The following is a 16,007-nucleotide window of genomic DNA, read 5'->3' as shown; positions in this document are numbered from 1 at the left end:
GCCAAGGAAGATTGCAATGCTCAAGGTCATCGCTGAAGACTTCATCCACCCCGAACACCTGGACACCGTGCGCCCGTGGTACGCCGAACTGGTGGAAAAAACCCGCCAGGAACCGCTGTGCATCGCCTACGATCTGTTCGTCGATCAGAAAGACCCCGGGCACTTCATCTTCGTCGAACAGTGGCCGGACCAAGCGGCCCTCGACACCCACTGCCAGACCGAGCACTTCACCCGCCTGGTGCCGCAGATCAATGCCTTCCAGCGCCGCGAATGCCGCGTGCTACTGATGGACGAATTCTAGAAAACCCGACCCAGCCCTTGCTTGACCGGACCACCGAAAGCAGCCCCCAGCCTCACTGACCTTTCGGAGATCCGCCATGCCCCTGCTGTCATTCGAACACCTGTCCAGCCAGCTGCCGAGTCCCTGGCACTCCACGCGGGTGGGCCAGGTCGGCCCGGCCCGCATCAAGGTGCTGCGCATGGACCAGCAGCCCCATCCGGAAGAAACCCACGACTACAACGAAGGCCTGCTGGTGACCCAGGGCTGCCTGCGCCTGGGCATTGGCCAGGCCACCGTGGAAGTCCTGGCGGGCCAGATGTACCTGGTGGAGGCCGGCCAGCCCCACAGCGTACTGCCCGGCAGCCACGGCACCCTGGTGATCATCGACGTCTAGCCTGTCCCTCATCGACTCAACCGCGGTAACCACCTGCCCCAAGGTCGGTCCGACCCGAGGGCCCATGCACGGAGAAGCCCATGCCTCGTCGTCTATTTGCAGTGATCGCTCTAGTGATGTCTTTCAACAGCGCCTTTGCCGGCGAACGCTGGCAGACCCTGCCGCCCACACCCGCGCCGGTGGCCGGGGCGCAAGCCGGGTATGCCGAGGTCAACGGCATCCGCCTCTACTACAGCAAGCTCGGCCACGGCTCGCCGGTGGTGCTGCTGCATGGCGGCCTGGGCAATGCCGACTACTGGGGGCTGCAGGCCAAGGCCCTGGCCGCCCGGCACACGGTGATCAGCGTCGACAGCCGCGGCCACGGGCGCAGCACCCGAGATGCCCGGCCCTACGGCTACGACCTGATGGCCGATGACGTGATCGCCCTGCTGGATCAACTGAAGATCCCTCGCGCCGACTTCGTCGGCTGGAGCGACGGCGCGATCCTCGGCCTGGACCTGGCCATGCGTTATCCGCAGCGGGTCGGCAAGGTCTTCGCCTACGCCGCCAACACCCAGACCTCCGGGGTCAAGGAAGGCGTGGAGAACAACCCGACCTTCGCCGCCTACATCGAACGGGCCGGCCGGGAATACGCCCGACTGTCACCGACACCCAAGGAGTACCCGGCCTTTGTCGAGCAGATCGGCCACATGTGGGCCAGCCAACCGAACTGGAGCGACGCCGACCTGGCGCGGATCAAAACGCCGGTGCTGATCGTCGATGGCGACCACGATGAAGCCATCAAGCGCGAGCACACCCAGTACATGGCCGCGACCATTCCCGGCGCCGGACTGCTGATTCTGCCGAACGTCAGCCACTTCGCCTTCCTCCAGGACCCGGGCCTGTTCAATGCGGCCCTGGAGCACTTTCTCGACGAAAAATAGCCCGGCACTCGCCTTCGGCTACGGCCACGGATGCCCCCCTTAGCGGGGACATCCATGCGCGCAATAATGCATTTATGCATCATTAAATTGCATAAACGCATAAACCCTCTAAGGTTGTCTACAGACCCGGTCAGCGCCGGCCATCGAGGCTGGCACGGCGCAGCAACAGCTCGCCGGGTCCGGCTACTGACCGTAGCCGACACGTTACAGCGACCCAGCCGGAGGCTGGTTTTCATTCATGGAGGATGAACATGTTAAGTAGCAACCTGACCCCCAGCGGCACTCTCCAGGCCCTGCCCCAGTGCCTGGCCGATACGCTGCTGGACCCGCAACTGAGCGAAGTCGATCCCCGCGCCGAAGCGGCGCCCCAGGCCGCTGCCCGGCTGAATTTCAGCGTGCAGCCGCAAACCCAGAGCAACTGGTGCTGGGCCGCCCTGTCCGCTTCGGTCGGCAACTATTACGGCACCGGGTCCTGGACCCAATGCGCAGTGGCCAATGCCGAGCTGGGCCGCCACTCCTGTTGCAGCCAGCCCGGGCCGTGCAACGTCTACGGCTACCTGGACTCGGCCCTGCGCACCACCCGCTGCTATGGCGGCATGCGCGAAGACCGGATGCAGATGCCGGCCATCGACAACCAGCTGGGCATGGGCCGCCCCGTGGGCCTGCGCTGCGCCTGGTACGGCGGCGGCGCGCATTTCCTGACGATCTACGGCAGCGACGGCGGCTACCTTCTGGTGGCGGACTCGATCTACGGCTACTCGACACGCGCCCTGAACAGCTTCCCCGCCTCCTACAACGGCGGCGGCTACTGGACCCACACCTACTTCACCCGGAAAAACTAGGAGGCGTCATGCAACTGACTTACCCCAAGGCGCCTGTCGATGGCGTCCAGCACCTGCGTTCGGCACTCCAGGCGGCCCTGCAGACCCAGGGTTTCGGCATCAACCGCGGGTTTGCCCAGGCCCGCGCCGGCAACCTGAAGCTGTCCCAGGCCTTTCGCGGCTACACCCTGGGCCTGGAGGACCTGGCCCAGGGCAAAGGGCTGGCCGAGGCCAAGGCCGGTGACTGGCACTACCTGGTGTTCGATGCCGGGGTGTCGATCGCCGATGCGCAGTTGAGCGAGGTGGCCGGCAAGCTCGGCTTCTCGGCGCTGAACCACGGTGCCCTGGCGGCGTCCGTGGTGAGTGCCCTGGAACTTGCCGAGCAGGCTCCCCAGCTGCAGGGCCAAAGCCATGAGCTGCGCTTGCTGTTCGTCCCGGCCCTGCAAATGACCGCGATCTGGCTGCACGGCGGCGACCAGGATCAGCTGATTCCCATCGAACCCACGCCGAAAACCCTGGCCAACCGGCAGCTCTACAGCGAGACAGCGTTGCTGGCCCTGCTGACGACCCCGGCACAGCAGGCCAAGGCCATCTTCGACGCCGATCGCAGCGGCACCCTGGGCGGCTGACCCGGGCAAAAAAAATCCGGCGGCCTTGGCAGGCCGCCGGATGGCGTGTCTCAGCTTTTCAGCCGGGGATGTTCAAGCCAGCCGCATCCCCGCAGCCCCCCTCAGGACGCCGAGCGTACCGCCCCTTGCTGGACATTGGTCGGTTGCAGCTTGAACAGGTAGAACAGCACGGTCAGCAGCACCAGGAACGCCGGGCCGACGTACAGCGCCACGCGGGTGTCCGGGAAGTAGGCCATCAGCCCCACCACCAGCACCAGGAACGCCAGGGCCAGGTAGGAACTGACCGGGTACAGCCACATGCGGTACTTCAACGCGGCACGCTCGCTCGGGCTCAGGCCCTTGCGGAACTTGAGCTGGGCCAGCAGGATCATCACCCAGGTCCAGATCGCACCGAAGGTGGCGATCGAAGTCACCCAGACGAACACCTTCTCCGGCACCAGGTAGTTCAGCAGCACGCCCAGCAGCAAGGCGAAGATCGACAGCAGCAGCGCGCGACGCGGCACGCCGTTGTTCGAGGTCTTGGCGAAGCCGGCCGGGGCCTGGCCGTTCTGCGCCAGGCTGTAGAGCATGCGCCCGGTGCTGAAGATGCCGCCGTTGCAGGACGACAGCGCGGCGGTGATCACCACGAAGTTGATGATGCCGGCGGCGGTCTTGATGCCCAGACGCTCGAAGGTCATCACGAACGGGCTGCCCTGGGTGCCGATCTCGTTCCACGGGTAGATCGACAGGATCACGAACAGCGCGCCCACGTAGAACAGCAGGATGCGCCAGAACACCGAGCCGATGGCGTTGGGAATGGTCTTCTGCGGGTTGCGCGCTTCACCGGCGGTGAGGCCGATCATCTCTACGCCCAGGTAGGCGAACATCACCATCTGCAGCGACATCAGCACGCCGGTCACGCCATTGGGCATGAAGCCGCCGTGGGTCCACAGGTTGGAGATCCCCAGGGCCACGCCATCGTTGCCGAAGCCGAAGGCAATGATGCCGACACCGCCGATGACCATGGCGATGATGGTGACGATCTTGATCAGAGCAAACCAGAACTCGAACTCACCGAAGGCCTTGACCGCGATCAGGTTGATCGAGCCCATGCTCACCAGGGCCGCCAGGGCCCAGATCCAGCGCGGCACATCGGGGAACCAGATGCCCATGTACACCGCCACCGCGGTGATTTCCGCGACGCAGGTCACCAGCCACAGGAACCAGTAGTTCCAGCCGGTGAGAAAACCCGCCAATGGACCCAGGTAGTCTTGTGCGTAACGGCTGAAGGAACCGGCGACCGGGTTGTGCACCGCCATCTCGCCGAGGGCACGCATGATCACCAGGATCGCCAGGCCGCCGATGATGTAGGACAGCATGATGGCCGGGCCGGCCATTTCGATGGCCTTGGCCGAGCCCAGGAACAGGCCGACACCAATGCAGGCGCCCAGGGCCATCAAGCGAATATGCCGTTCACCCAGTTCGCGTTTCAGCGGACCGCCCTGAGCGGACTCGCCGTGGGGCAGTTGGTTGCCAACTGACATAGAGATACAACCTCATTTTGTTATTGGATTGAACCACCGAGTCTGCGAAGCCATGGCGGGTAGCCGCAGCTTGCTCAACCGTTCCGGCCTTGTGGGGCGGCGCGTCTGTAGGACAAGACCTGCCAGATCAGCGGGGTGCGCAGTATAAAAAGCTCCTGATAGGGCTTTTCACTCTATAAGTAGCTAAATTCAGAGAGAAATCTCGGCCTAAAGCGCTTTTGCAAAGAAGCATTACCTGCTTTTTGCCTCAATACCTCATTCCGAAAGGGTCCGGAGTATTGCACAGCCCTGGTGCATCGTCATGCCCCTACCTAGGGCGTATTTACCTATGCAAAGGCTCTAGTCCGGCAATCTCCCACCACCCTGTGGCGAGGGAGCTTGCTCCCGCCGGGTCGCGCAGCGGCCCTGGACTCAGCCACCGTGATCTCTCTGACGCAACCCATGCTCAGGCTTGGCGGCTGCTGCGCAGCCGGACGGGAGCAAGCTCCCTCGCCACAGAGGCGGGACCGAGCTGTTTTCACAATTTCCTCACCCATGGCCGCCACCGACTAAGCTTCAGGCAAGTCCGATCAATCTGCGTGAATGGATCAATCGACTATGGGCGCTCTGTGGCAAACCGATTCGCGTAAAACCGCAGTGCCAGGCCACAGCGAGGACGAAGCGCCTTTACCCAAAAAGCCCCGAGCGCGCCGTTATGCCTGGCGCCTGTTCTGGCTGTTGCTGCTGATTGCCCTGATTGCCCTGGGGGTGGCCGCGTCCCGGGAGATGCGCACCTCCAAGCTCCAGGCCCGGGAATTCAGCCGGCTGGCCAGCGATTTGAGCTACTCCCTGCAACCCGGGCCCAGCGATGCCGTGCTCTACCCTGGCGCCGGTCCCTTCGACCGCCGCCTGGGCTACAGCGCCCTGGGGGAATTCCTGCCGCGCCTGCTCAAGCGCGGCTACCAGATCGACGCGCAGACGCGGTTTTCCGCAGCGTTGATGGACTACAGCAAACATGGCTTTTTCGTGCCCTATACCGAAAAGATCCAGGCCGGGCTGTCCATCACCGATTGCCGCGCCGCGCCCTTGTACCGCTTCAATTATCCGCAACAGCTGTATGCCAGTTTCGCCAGCATCCCCCCGCTGATGGTGCACAGCCTGCTGTTCATCGAGAACCGCGACCTGCTGGATCCCAAGCTGGCCCTGGCCAATCCGGCGGTGGACTGGCCACGCTTCGCCAAGGCCGCCTGGTCCCAGGTGGCCAAGCTCATGCACCTGCCGGGACAGACAGCCGGCGGCAGCACCCTGGCCACCCAATTGGAGAAATACCGCCACTCCCCCGACGGCCTGACGCTGTCCGGGGGCGAGAAGATCCGGCAGATGGTCTCTGCCAGCGTGCGTGCCTATCAGGATGGCCCGCAAACCCTGGAAGCCCGGCGCCGGATCGTCCGCGACTACCTCAACAGCGTGCCGCTGTCGGCAGTGCCCGGACACGGTGAGGTGCATGGCATGGCCGAAGGATTGCGGGTCTGGTACGGCGCCGATTTCGAACAGGTCAACCGGGCGCTGAGCAGCACCGCCAACGACTCGCAAAGCCTGGCCCAGCGCGGGTTGGCCCTGCGTCAGGTGCTGTCGCTGATGATCGCGCAGCGTCGCCCTTCCCATTACCTGGCCAAGGGCCGCGCAGAGCTGGCGGAACTGACCGACAGCCATATCCGCCTGCTGGCCCAGAACGACATCATCGACCCGGCCCTGAGCGCCGCCGCCCTGGCCAGCAAGGTCAGCTACCGCGACTGGCAGCAACAGCCGACGATCCAGCCGATCGAAACCAACAAGGGCATCAGCGTGGCCCGCAGCCGGCTGGCGGCGCTGCTCAACCGGCCCCTGTACGACCTGGACCGCCTCGACCTGTCCGCCACCAGCACCCTGCAGAGCGACCTGCAACGCCAGGCCACCGACTACCTCAAGCACCTGGCCGACCCGGCCTTCGCCGCGCAGATCGGCGTGCTCGGCGAGCGCCTGCTGACCCCCACCAGCACCACCCAGGTGCGCTACAGCTTCACCCTATTCGAACTGACCCCGGACGGCTCGCGGGTGCGAGTGCAGACCGACAGCACCGACCAGCCGTTCGATATCAACGAAGGCAGTAAGCTGGAACTGGGCTCCACCGCCAAGCTGCGGGTGCTGACCACCTACCTGCAGATCATCGCCGAGCTGCACGACAGGCATGCCGGACAGACCCCGGCCGAGCTGAAGAAGGTTGCGGTCAACGACCAGGACCGGCTGAGCCGCTGGGCCATCGACTACCTGATGCAGAACAGCGACCGCAGCCTGCCGAAGATGCTCGACGCGGCCCTGGACCGCACCTACTCCGCCAGTCCCGGCGAAGCCTTCTTCACCGGCGGCGGGGTGCATCACTTCCACAACTTCCGCAATGAAGACAACGGCCGCAGCCCGACCCTGCGCGATGCCCTGCGCGAATCCATCAACCTGCCGTTCATCCGCCTGATGCGCGATCTGGTGCGCTACAGCACCTACGGTGGCGACAGCGCCAGCGCCGAACTGCTCAGCGACGACGCCAACCCGCGGCGCCAGGAGTACCTGGCGCGCTTCGCCGATCGCGAAGGCACGTCGTTTCTCCTGCGGTTCTGGAAGAAGTACCGCAACAAGGACACCCAGACACGCCTGGACACCTTTCTCGACGGCATGCATCCCACGGCGATCCGCCTGGCCGCGGTGCACCGCTACCTGCTGCCCGATGCCAGCCAGGAAAGCTTCAAGCGCTTTGTCCGGGCCCACATGAAAAACGCCAAGACCGGCGAAAAGCTCACCGACGAACGCCTGGACAAGCTCTACGCCAGCTATGGCCCAGGAGCCTACGACCTGCCGGACCAGGGCTACATCGCCAAGGTCCACCCCCTGGATCTATGGCTGCTGGGCTACCTGATGAACAACCCCGACGCGAGCTTCAGCCAGATCGTCAAGGCCAGCGAGTTCGAGCGTCAGGAGGTGTACAGCTGGCTGTTCAAGAGTCGCCATCGCAGCGCCCGGGACAGCCGCATCCGCACCATGCTGGAGATCGAGGCGTTTCTGGATATTCACCAGCGCTGGCAGAGCGTCGGCTATCCGTTCGACCACCTGGTGCCGTCCCTGGCCACCGCCATCGGCAGCTCCGGCGACCGTCCGGCGGCCCTGGCCGAGCTGGTGGGCACCATCCTCAACGACGGCGTGCGCCTGCCGACCTTGCGCATCGACAGCCTGCACTTCGCCGCCGGCACGCCCTACGAAACCCGCCTGAGCAATGACCCGGGCAAGGGCAAGCGGGTCATGCCGTCGGAAGTCGCCACGGCCCTGCGCGGGGCCTTGTCCCAGGTGGTGGATGCCGGCACCGCGAAACGGGTGTCCGGCAGCTTCAAGCTGGCGGATGGCACCCCGCTGGCCATGGGCGGCAAGACCGGCACCGGCGACAACCGCATCGAAGCCATCGGTGCCGGCGGTCGGGTGCTGAGTTCCAAGTCCATCAACCGCACCGCGACCTTCGTGTTCTATATCGGCGAGCACCACTTCGGCACCCTCACCGCCTACGTGCCGGGCGCCTCGGCACAAGCCTTCAAGTTCACCTCGGCCTTGCCGGTGCAGGTGCTCAAGGGCATGGCGCCGATCCTCATGCCGTACCTGCAGCCGGACAGCAGTACCCAGTGCCTGGGCAACCTCGCCCAACGCTGAATCCGGGTTCGTCGTCCACTCCTCCTTCCCCGACAAACGGCCGCTGCGTCGCGGGCAGAAATGCTTGCACGCCACTTAAGATATATCTTAAGTTATGTCTAAATCGAAACGGAGAAAGAGAAAATGAGCGAGCATCACCCTCCTCCCCATCGTGAACACGGGGACAACCATGAGATTTTCGAACGCCGCCCCGGCCGCGAACGCGGTGGTCGCGGACCCCGGGTCTTCGCCCCCGGCGACCTGAAACTGCTGCTCTTGGCGCTGATCGCCGAACAGCCGTGCCACGGCTACGACCTGATCCGCCAGATCGAAAGCATGTTCGACGGCGCCTACAGCCCCAGCCCCGGGGTGATCTACCCGACCCTGACCTTCCTGGAAGAAAGCGAGCTGATCCTGGGCGACGCCGAAGGCGGCAAAAAGCGCTACAGCGTGACCGACGCCGGACGTCAGTCCTTGCAAGAACAAGCCATCGCCCTGGACGGCGTGCGCATGCGCATCGAAGTCAGCAAGCGTTCCCTGCGCGGGCACGATCGCCCCGCGGAGATCCACGAGGCGGTGCACAACCTGCGCCACGCCCTGCAGATGCACCACGGCCGCTGGAGCCCGGAAGAAATCCTCCGGGTCCGCGACCTGCTGAACAACACCGCCAAGGCCATTGTCGATGGCCCCCTCAGCCACCCTGCCCAGGAGAAAAGCCAATGACTGCCAGCCCAGAACTGTCCATTCACCGGGTCATGCACGAGATCAAGCGCCGGCGCCTGGAGGTCCTGCGTGTCGTCGACCTGACCCCGCGCATGCGCCGCATCACCCTCGGCGGGCCCGAGCTGGCCGGCTTCATCAGCCTGGGCAGCGACGACCATGTGAAGCTGCTGTTTCCGCAGAACGCCGAACAGCAAGCCGCCCTGGAAACCCTGGTGCTGGGCCCGGGCAAGGACAGCGGCCCGATGCCGGCCATGCGCGACTACACCCCACGCCGCTACGACCTGGAGCTGGGCGAACTGGACATCGACTTCGTGCTCCACGGCGACGGCCCCGCTTCGACCTGGGCCGAGCAGGCCAAGCCGGGGCAGTACCTGCACATCGGCGGGCCCCGGGGCTCGATGATCGTGCCGGACATCTTCGACAGCTACCTGTTGATCGGCGACGAAACCGCCTTGCCGGCCATCGCCCGGCGCCTGGAAGAACTGCCGGCCGGCCGCCGGGTGCTGGCGGTGATCGAGGTACAGGACGCCGCCGAACGTCAGCCCCTGGACAGCGCCGCCGAGGTGCAGGTGATCTGGGTCGAACGTGACGGTGGCGGGCAGGACCTGCTCAGCACCGTGCGTCAGTTGCAGATGCCGCCAGGCAAGCTGTACGCCTGGGTGGCCACCGAGAGCAAAGTGTCGCGCCAGGTTCGTCGGGTGTTGCTGGATGAACACCGGCTCAACGACGAATTCGTCAAGGCTGCCGGTTACTGGCGCCTGGACAGCAGCGAAGCGGAATAACCCTGCCTACCGGGGCTGGGATTGGCGCCTGCCCAGCCAGCGGTCCAGGCCCAGCAACAGCAGGGACACCAGGACAAATCCGGCCAATATCCCCAGGGCATTGAGCAACACCTGGGGATACCCCAACTTGTCCACCGCAATGAAGGGATAGGGGTACAGCCCCAGCAGATTTCCGCGCAACAGCAGGTAGGCGAAATACAGCACCGGGTAGAGCATCCACAGACCGATGTGCTTGAGCCGCAGCCCGCCCTTGGGCACGCAACACCACCAATAGAGCAAAAACAGCAGCGGCATCACGTCGTGCAGCAACTCATCGGCCAGCCATTGCCAACCCTGGGGATGCCACAGGTGACGCAACAGCAGGCTGTAGGCCAAGCCCACCAGCACAATGCTCGCCGCCACCGCGCCACTGACCGCGGGCCTGAGCATGAATGCCTGCCCCCGGGATATCCGCAGGTTCAGGGCGCAGGTCAGCACACTGGCCACCAGGGTGTTGCTGAGCACGGTGAAGAAGCTGAAGAAATTCACCAGGCCGCCCAACAGACTGGCGCCCACCTCCCAGCGCAGCAGCAGGATCAGGTACAGCTGGACGGTCAGCCCGAACCAGCCAAGGATCGCCGCCACGGCAATCAGGCCGCGCCGAGTGAACAGCCCCCGCAGCGAGAAGCCAGCCATGGGGTTCCTTAAAGCGGGCGCTTGGTGCGTTGCAACTTCACGTAGAGCTTCTCGACCTTTTCCCGCGCCCAGGGCGTCTTGCGCAGGAAGGTCAGGCTCGACTTGATGCTCGGATCGCTCTTGAAACAGCGGATATCGATGCGCTCGGCCAACCCCGACCACTCGTAGTGCTCCACCAGCGCCTTGAGGATCTGTTCCAGGGTCACGCCATGCAGCGGGTCGGTGTGGGTGTCGGTCATGCCAGGCCTTTGCGGGAAGAAAAGAGGGAAAGCCGCGCACCTTAGCCGAGGGCATGCCCCCGCGCCAGAGCGCTTGAATAACTGTAGCCGCCACCCGCCCGTGCGGTGCTCGGGCATGAGCGACAAAAAGTTCCTGGCTTTTCGCGATAAAAGAGATGTTATATTGTATCAATCAATAACAACTCACCCGCATTCTGGACACCCCCGTGTCCCGCCTGTCCTCTGACTCAAAGCGCCTAGCGCCCTGCTTGCCAAGGAATGACCGATGTCCCGTTCAGCCTCCCGTCCTTCTCGCTCTTTACTGTGGCGCCTGTCGCCCCTGTCCGCCGCACTGCTGCTTGCCTCACAGGCCCACGCCGTGGAATTGCCCCGGCAGGTCATCACCGCCAACCCTTTGGGCAGCACCGAGCTGGCCGCCCCGAGCACCGTGCTGGAAGGCGACCAACTGACCCTGGAACAGAAAGGCAGCCTCGGTGAAACCCTGAACAAACAGCCGGGGGTGTCTTCGTCCTACTTCGGCCCCGGCGCCAGCCGCCCGGTGATTCGCGGCCTGGACGGCGACCGCATCCGCATCCTGCAGAACGGCGTCGGCGCCCTGGATGCTTCGTCGCTGTCCTACGATCACGCGGTGCCCCTGGACCCGGTGAACGTCGAGCGCATTGAAATCGTCCGCGGCCCGGCGGCCCTGCTGTACGGCGGCAACGCCATTGGCGGAGTGATCAACAGCTTCGACAATCGCATTCCCACCGAAGCCATCGAAGGGATTCACGGCGCCGGCGAGTTGCGCTACGGCGGCGCCGACACCACCCGCAGCAGCGCCGGCAAACTGGAAGCCGGCGACGGCACCTTCGCCCTGCACCTGGACGCCAACTCCCGGCAGTTCAACGACCTGAAGATTCCCGGCTACGCCCGCAGCCGCCACGCCCCGGCCAGTGACGACGGCGATGGCAAGAAAGGCCGCCTGGGCAACAGCGACGGACGCCAGGACGGCGGCGCCATCGGCGGCTCCTACACCTGGGACGACGGTTATGCCGGCCTGTCCTACAGCAACTACGACTCCAACTACGGCTCCCCCGCCGAAGACGACGTGCGCATCCGCATGAAGCAGGACCACTACGCCTTCGCTTCGGAACTGCGCAACCTGCAGGGGCCGTTCAGCTCGCTCAAGTTCAACGCGGGCTATACCGACTACCAACACCGTGAGATCGAGGGCGGCGAAACCGGCACCACCTTCAAGAACAAGGGTTACGAAGCCCGGGTCGAAGCCCGGCACCAGCCCCTCGGCCCGCTGGAAGGGGTGATCGGCGCCCAGGTCAATCGCAACGAGTTCTCCGCCCTGGGCGAAGAAGCCTTCGTCCCGCAAACCGATACCAACAGCGGCGCGCTGTTCATCCTCGAAGAACTGCAAGCCAGCGAACGCCTGCGCCTGAGCCTTGGCGGGCGCCTGGAACACACCACCGTGGACCCGGACGGCAAAGGCAACCCACGCTTCGCCCAGGCCGACAAGTCCAGCAGCTTCACCGCCGGCAGCCTGTCCTCCGGCGCGGTCTACACCCTGACCCCGGTCTGGTCCCTGGCCGCGACCCTGGGCTACACCGAACGCGCTCCGACCTTCTATGAGCTGTATGCCAACGGCGCCCACGTCGCCACCGGCACCTATGAAGTGGGCAACGCCAAGCTGTCGAAGGAAAAAGCCGTGTCCAGCGACCTGGCCCTGCGCTTCGACAACGGCACCCACAAAGGCAGCGTCGGGGTGTTCTACAGTCACTTCTCCAACTACATCGGCCTGCTGGGCACGGGGCGGACCCTCAACGATGAAGGCGAAGAAGAGGCAGGCGGAATTCCGGAATACGCCTACAGCGGAGTACGAGCACGCTTCACCGGGATCGAAGCCCAGGATCGCTGGACCCTGGGGGAAAGCGCCTACGGCAAGTTCGCCCTGGAGCTGTCCGGCGACTACACCCGGGCCAAGAACCTGGACAACGGCCAGGACCTGCCGCGCATTGCTCCGCTGCGTCTGAACAGCGGCCTGCTGTGGGAACTGGATCGCTGGCAGGCGCGCCTGGATGTGCAACATGCCGCCAGCCAGGGCCGGGTGCCGGACCACGAAAGCGGCACCGATGGCTACACCACCTTTGGCGCCAGCGCCGGCTATCGCTTCGACATCGGCCATAGCCAGTGGCTGGCCTTCGTCAAGGGCGAGAACCTGACCAACCAGACCGTGCGCTACGCCAGCTCGATCCTGCGGGATATCGCCCCGGCCGCCGGGCGCAGCGTGGAAGTGGGCTTGCGCACCACCTTCTAAGGGCCCTGTTCGCCGACAAGCCGGCTCCTACCGATCGGTGCAGGAGCCGGCTTGCCGGCAAAGGGCTTAGCGATAACGGCGCGGGTCCGCCTCGATCAGGCTGGCCAGCTGAGTCAGGGCAAAACGCAACTCGTCCCGGGTGGTGGGCGACATCAGCACCACCCGCACACAACGGGAGCTGACGCCGCGTTCCACCTGGAACTGGCTGCCGCTCATCACCAGCACCCCATTGGCCCGGGCCAGGGTGGCGAACTCATCAGCGCTCCACGGCTCCGGCAACGTCAGCCACAGGTGATAGCTGTGGGGCTGGGTCTGGATCTGCAGACCGGCAAACACCTCCCGGGCGATCGCCTGGCGCACTGCCGCTTCGCTGCGCTGGGTCTGCACCAGCTTGCGATCCAACCCCTCGACAATCACGTTGCTGGCCAATTGCGCGGTCAGGGGCGACGGCATCCACACACTGCTGCGAACCATCGAGCTCAGGCGCGACAGCAGCTTGGGCGGGCTGTAGAGGTAACCCACGCGCAACGCCGGCATGATCGCCTTGGACAGGCTGGTGAGGTACACCGAACGCTGCGGCGCATAGCTGGAAAGCGGCTTGATCGACGGATCGGTGGCAAGAAAGCCGTAGATATCGTCGTCGATGATCAGAAAGTCGAACTCTTCGGCAATCGCCGCGATCTGCGCCCGGCGCCGGGGCGACATGATCGCCGTGGTGGGGTTCTGACAACTGGCGACGCACACCAGCAATGTCGGTTTTTCCCGCAGGCACTGCTCGCGCAGGGCCTCGGGCAGCATCCCCTCCTCGTCCATCGCCACGCCCCTCAGGCGCCGCTCCAGGCCATGGGCCACGGAGATGATGCCCGGGTAGGTCAACGACTCGCAAAGCAGCAGGTCACCGGCGTTACTCAAGGCGCTGATGGCCACCGTCAGGCCGTGCTGGGCCCCGGCCGTCAGCACCACCTGTTGCCAATGGACTTCGGACAGGGAGTGGCGCAACCACTGGGCACCGGCTTCGCGATGGGCCGGATGGCCACCGTCGGGGGCGTAGTCCAGGGCGCGGCCGAAGTCGCTGCTGTGGGCCATGCCCACCAGGGCGCCGCGCAACCAGTACTCCAGGGTTTCGCTGTAGGGCTTGATGATCGACAGGTCCAGGACGTCGGACTGGCCCAGGGACAGCGACGGCGCGCTGGAACCTTCGGGCAACGCCAGCGGCGGCTGCGCCAGCACGTAGGTGCCACGCCCGACTTCCCCCTGCACCAGCCCGCGCCGCTGGGCTTCGCTGTAGGCGCGGCTGATGGTGCCGGGGGTGACATTCAGGGTCACCGCCAGCTCGCGCAGGGTCGGCAGACGATCACCGTCATTCAACAGGCCGCTGCCGATATCCCGCGCCAGGGCATCGGCAATGGACAGGTAGACCGGCTGATTGAACTCGCTTAACTGGGGAACCCACATGGAGGCTGATGACCATCGGCTGCGTTGAGGTGGACCGGAGCATATCACAGCCGTGCATCGACCTTAACATCGACTCATTTGACAAATTGATTCGATCCATAGGCCAAACCGCTGGCCTAGATTCGTCCAACAACTTTTTGAAAACCCTATAAAACCCTATAAATCAGTAACTTGACTGCCAATCACCAACGATTTTGCCGTGCCCACATCGAGAAACAATTGAATCGATTCAATTCATTGAAATACACTCGACCCGCGCCAACTCAATCGACTCAACTTCTTCCACCCCATGCCCAGTCGAGATGCCATGCACAGTCTCAGCAAGGACCTGTCCCTCTCCGCCGTGATCGCCGGCCTGATCGCCGTGATCATTTCCTACGCCGGCCCCTTGATCATCGTGTTCCAGGCCGCCCGCGAAGCCCATATGCCCAGTGACCAGGTGTCGTCCTGGATCTGGGCCATCTCCATCGGCAGCGGCCTCACCGGCCTGCTGCTGAGCTGGCGCCTGAAAGTGCCGGTGATCACCGCCTGGTCCACTCCCGGCGCAGCGCTGCTGGTATCGATGCTGCCCACGGTATCGCTGCCCCAGGCCATCGGCGCCTATGTCGTGGCCTCGTTGATCATCGCCGTGCTCGGCCTGTCCGGGGCCTTCGACAAGCTCATGAGCCGCCTGCCCAAGGCCATTGCCGCGGCCATGCTGGCGGGCATCCTGTTCCGCTTCGGCGCCGGGCTGTTCACTTCGGTGACCCTGCAACCGGCCCTGGTGCTGGCAATGATCGCCGCCTATCTGCTGGGCAAACGCTTCTCGCCACGCTACGCGATTCTCGCGGTGCTGCTGGTGGGCTGCGCCGTGGCCGCCGGCCTTGGCGAGTTCAACGGTGGCTCCATCACCCTGGCCCTGGCCGAACCGATCTTCATCGCCCCCGAGTGGAACTGGCACGCCATCGTCAACATCGGCCTGCCCCTGGCCCTGGTGACCCTGACCGGGCAATACGTGCCGGGCATGGCGGTGATGCGCAGCGCCGGCTACACCACCCCGGCGCGCTCGATCGTGTCCTGGACCGCCATCACGTCGGCGCTGCTGGCGCCCTTCGGCTCCCACGGCATCAACCTCGCCGCCATCACCGCCGCCATCTGCACCGGCCGCGAAGCCCACGAAGACCCGAACAAGCGCTACATCGCCGGGATCGCCTGCGGCCTGTTCTACATCCTCATGGGGATTTTCGGCGCGACCCTGGCCTCGGTGTTCGCCGCCCTGCCCAAGGAACTGATCGCGGCCCTGGCCGGCCTGGCCCTGTTCGGTGCCATCAGCGCCGGGCTCAGCGGCGCCATGGCCGACGAGAAGCAGCGTGAAGCCGCGCTGATCACCTTCCTGGTCACCGCCTCGGGCATGAGTTTCCTCGGCCTGGCGGCGGCGTTCTGGGGGCTGATCTTCGGCCTGGTGGCGCACTTCGTCTTGAGCTACACCCGGCAGAAACACGCCCTCGCCGCGGCCACCGCGCCGCGCTGAACCTGCCCGGCCCCGGCCACTGTTACCGAATCCGAAAGGGTTCATGTCAATAAAAGCGCTTTCT

14 protein-coding genes are annotated in these 16,007 nt (G+C 64.9%); 10 read left to right on the top strand and 4 right to left on the bottom strand.

Features of this window, described 5'->3' with window-relative positions:
• The first annotated feature begins 16 nt into the window (after positions 1–16).
• From ACMGG8_RS10570 to ACMGG8_RS10550, 5 genes are all read left to right on the top strand, one after another.
• Positions 17–301, top strand: a complete 285-nt coding sequence (locus ACMGG8_RS10570) for a putative quinol monooxygenase (RefSeq protein ID WP_414159558.1) — start codon at positions 17–19, stop codon at positions 299–301.
• A 76-nt stretch (positions 302–377) separates the two neighbouring features.
• Positions 378–674 carry a cupin domain-containing protein gene (locus ACMGG8_RS10565; protein ID WP_108545298.1) on the top strand — a complete coding sequence of 99 codons (297 nt, stop codon included), beginning with the start codon at positions 378–380 and terminating at the stop codon, positions 672–674.
• Positions 675–754: 80 nt separating this feature from the next.
• Positions 755–1,597 carry an alpha/beta fold hydrolase gene (locus ACMGG8_RS10560; RefSeq protein ID WP_060840831.1) on the top strand — a complete coding sequence of 281 codons (843 nt, stop codon included), beginning with the start codon at positions 755–757 and terminating at the stop codon, positions 1,595–1,597.
• Positions 1,598–1,848: 251 nt separating this feature from the next.
• Positions 1,849–2,439, top strand: a complete 591-nt coding sequence (locus ACMGG8_RS10555; RefSeq protein WP_060840832.1) for a papain-like cysteine protease family protein — start codon at positions 1,849–1,851, stop codon at positions 2,437–2,439.
• Positions 2,440–2,447: 8 nt separating this feature from the next.
• Positions 2,448–3,047 carry a hypothetical protein gene (locus ACMGG8_RS10550; RefSeq protein ID WP_414159557.1) on the top strand — a complete coding sequence of 200 codons (600 nt, stop codon included), beginning with the start codon at positions 2,448–2,450 and terminating at the stop codon, positions 3,045–3,047.
• A 101-nt stretch (positions 3,048–3,148) separates the two neighbouring features.
• Here ACMGG8_RS10550 and ACMGG8_RS10545 read toward each other — a convergent pair whose 3' ends face one another.
• Complete coding sequence (locus ACMGG8_RS10545; protein ID WP_016968550.1) at positions 3,149–4,570, bottom strand: amino acid permease; 1,422 nt, start codon at positions 4,568–4,570, stop codon at positions 3,149–3,151.
• Between the two features lie 597 nt (positions 4,571–5,167).
• Here ACMGG8_RS10545 and ACMGG8_RS10540 point away from each other — a divergent pair.
• The 3 genes from ACMGG8_RS10540 to ACMGG8_RS10530 all read left to right on the top strand — a co-directional run bounded on the left by ACMGG8_RS10540 (position 5,168) and on the right by ACMGG8_RS10530 (position 9,759).
• Positions 5,168–8,275 (top strand): transglycosylase domain-containing protein, encoded by a 3,108-nt coding sequence (locus ACMGG8_RS10540; protein WP_060840834.1) that lies wholly within the window; start codon positions 5,168–5,170, stop codon positions 8,273–8,275.
• A 123-nt stretch (positions 8,276–8,398) separates the two neighbouring features.
• Entirely contained in the window at positions 8,399–8,977 is a 579-nt protein-coding gene (locus tag ACMGG8_RS10535; RefSeq protein ID WP_060840835.1) for a PadR family transcriptional regulator, read from the top strand.
• Positions 8,974–9,759: a siderophore-interacting protein gene (locus ACMGG8_RS10530; protein WP_060840836.1), complete on the top strand. Its 786-nt coding sequence runs from the start codon at positions 8,974–8,976 to the stop codon at positions 9,757–9,759. Before ACMGG8_RS10535 ends, ACMGG8_RS10530 begins: the two co-directional genes overlap by 4 nt.
• Positions 9,760–9,765: 6 nt before the next feature.
• Here ACMGG8_RS10530 and ACMGG8_RS10525 read toward each other — a convergent pair whose 3' ends face one another.
• Both ACMGG8_RS10525 and ACMGG8_RS10520 read right to left on the bottom strand, forming a co-directional pair.
• Positions 9,766–10,434 carry a Pr6Pr family membrane protein gene (locus ACMGG8_RS10525; protein ID WP_108545292.1) on the bottom strand — a complete coding sequence of 223 codons (669 nt, stop codon included), beginning with the start codon at positions 10,432–10,434 and terminating at the stop codon, positions 9,766–9,768.
• Between the two features lie 8 nt (positions 10,435–10,442).
• Entirely contained in the window at positions 10,443–10,673 is a 231-nt protein-coding gene (locus ACMGG8_RS10520; protein ID WP_019093117.1) for a VF530 family DNA-binding protein, read from the bottom strand.
• Positions 10,674–10,938: 265 nt separating this feature from the next.
• Between ACMGG8_RS10520 and ACMGG8_RS10515 the strand changes: the two genes are divergently transcribed.
• Positions 10,939–12,978 (top strand): TonB-dependent receptor, encoded by a 2,040-nt coding sequence (locus ACMGG8_RS10515; protein ID WP_414159556.1) that lies wholly within the window; start codon positions 10,939–10,941, stop codon positions 12,976–12,978.
• 66 nt (positions 12,979–13,044) lie between these two features.
• Here the strand turns inward: ACMGG8_RS10515 and ACMGG8_RS10510 are convergent, their stop codons facing one another.
• Complete coding sequence (locus ACMGG8_RS10510; RefSeq protein ID WP_060840839.1) at positions 13,045–14,433, bottom strand: PLP-dependent aminotransferase family protein; 1,389 nt, start codon at positions 14,431–14,433, stop codon at positions 13,045–13,047.
• 307 nt (positions 14,434–14,740) lie between these two features.
• Here ACMGG8_RS10510 and ACMGG8_RS10505 point away from each other — a divergent pair, with 307 nt between their 5' ends.
• Positions 14,741–15,943, top strand: coding sequence for a benzoate/H(+) symporter BenE family transporter (locus ACMGG8_RS10505; protein WP_060844490.1), 1,203 nt, complete (start codon positions 14,741–14,743; stop codon positions 15,941–15,943).
• Positions 15,944–16,007: the final 64 nt, after the last annotated feature.

The sequence above is a fragment of the Pseudomonas sp. BNK-45 genome, from assembly GCF_047456255.1.
GTDB lineage: Bacteria > Pseudomonadota > Gammaproteobacteria > Pseudomonadales > Pseudomonadaceae > Aquipseudomonas.
Note: the sequence above shows the minus strand (reverse complement) of the source record. Positions and strands in the feature narration are given on the sequence as shown.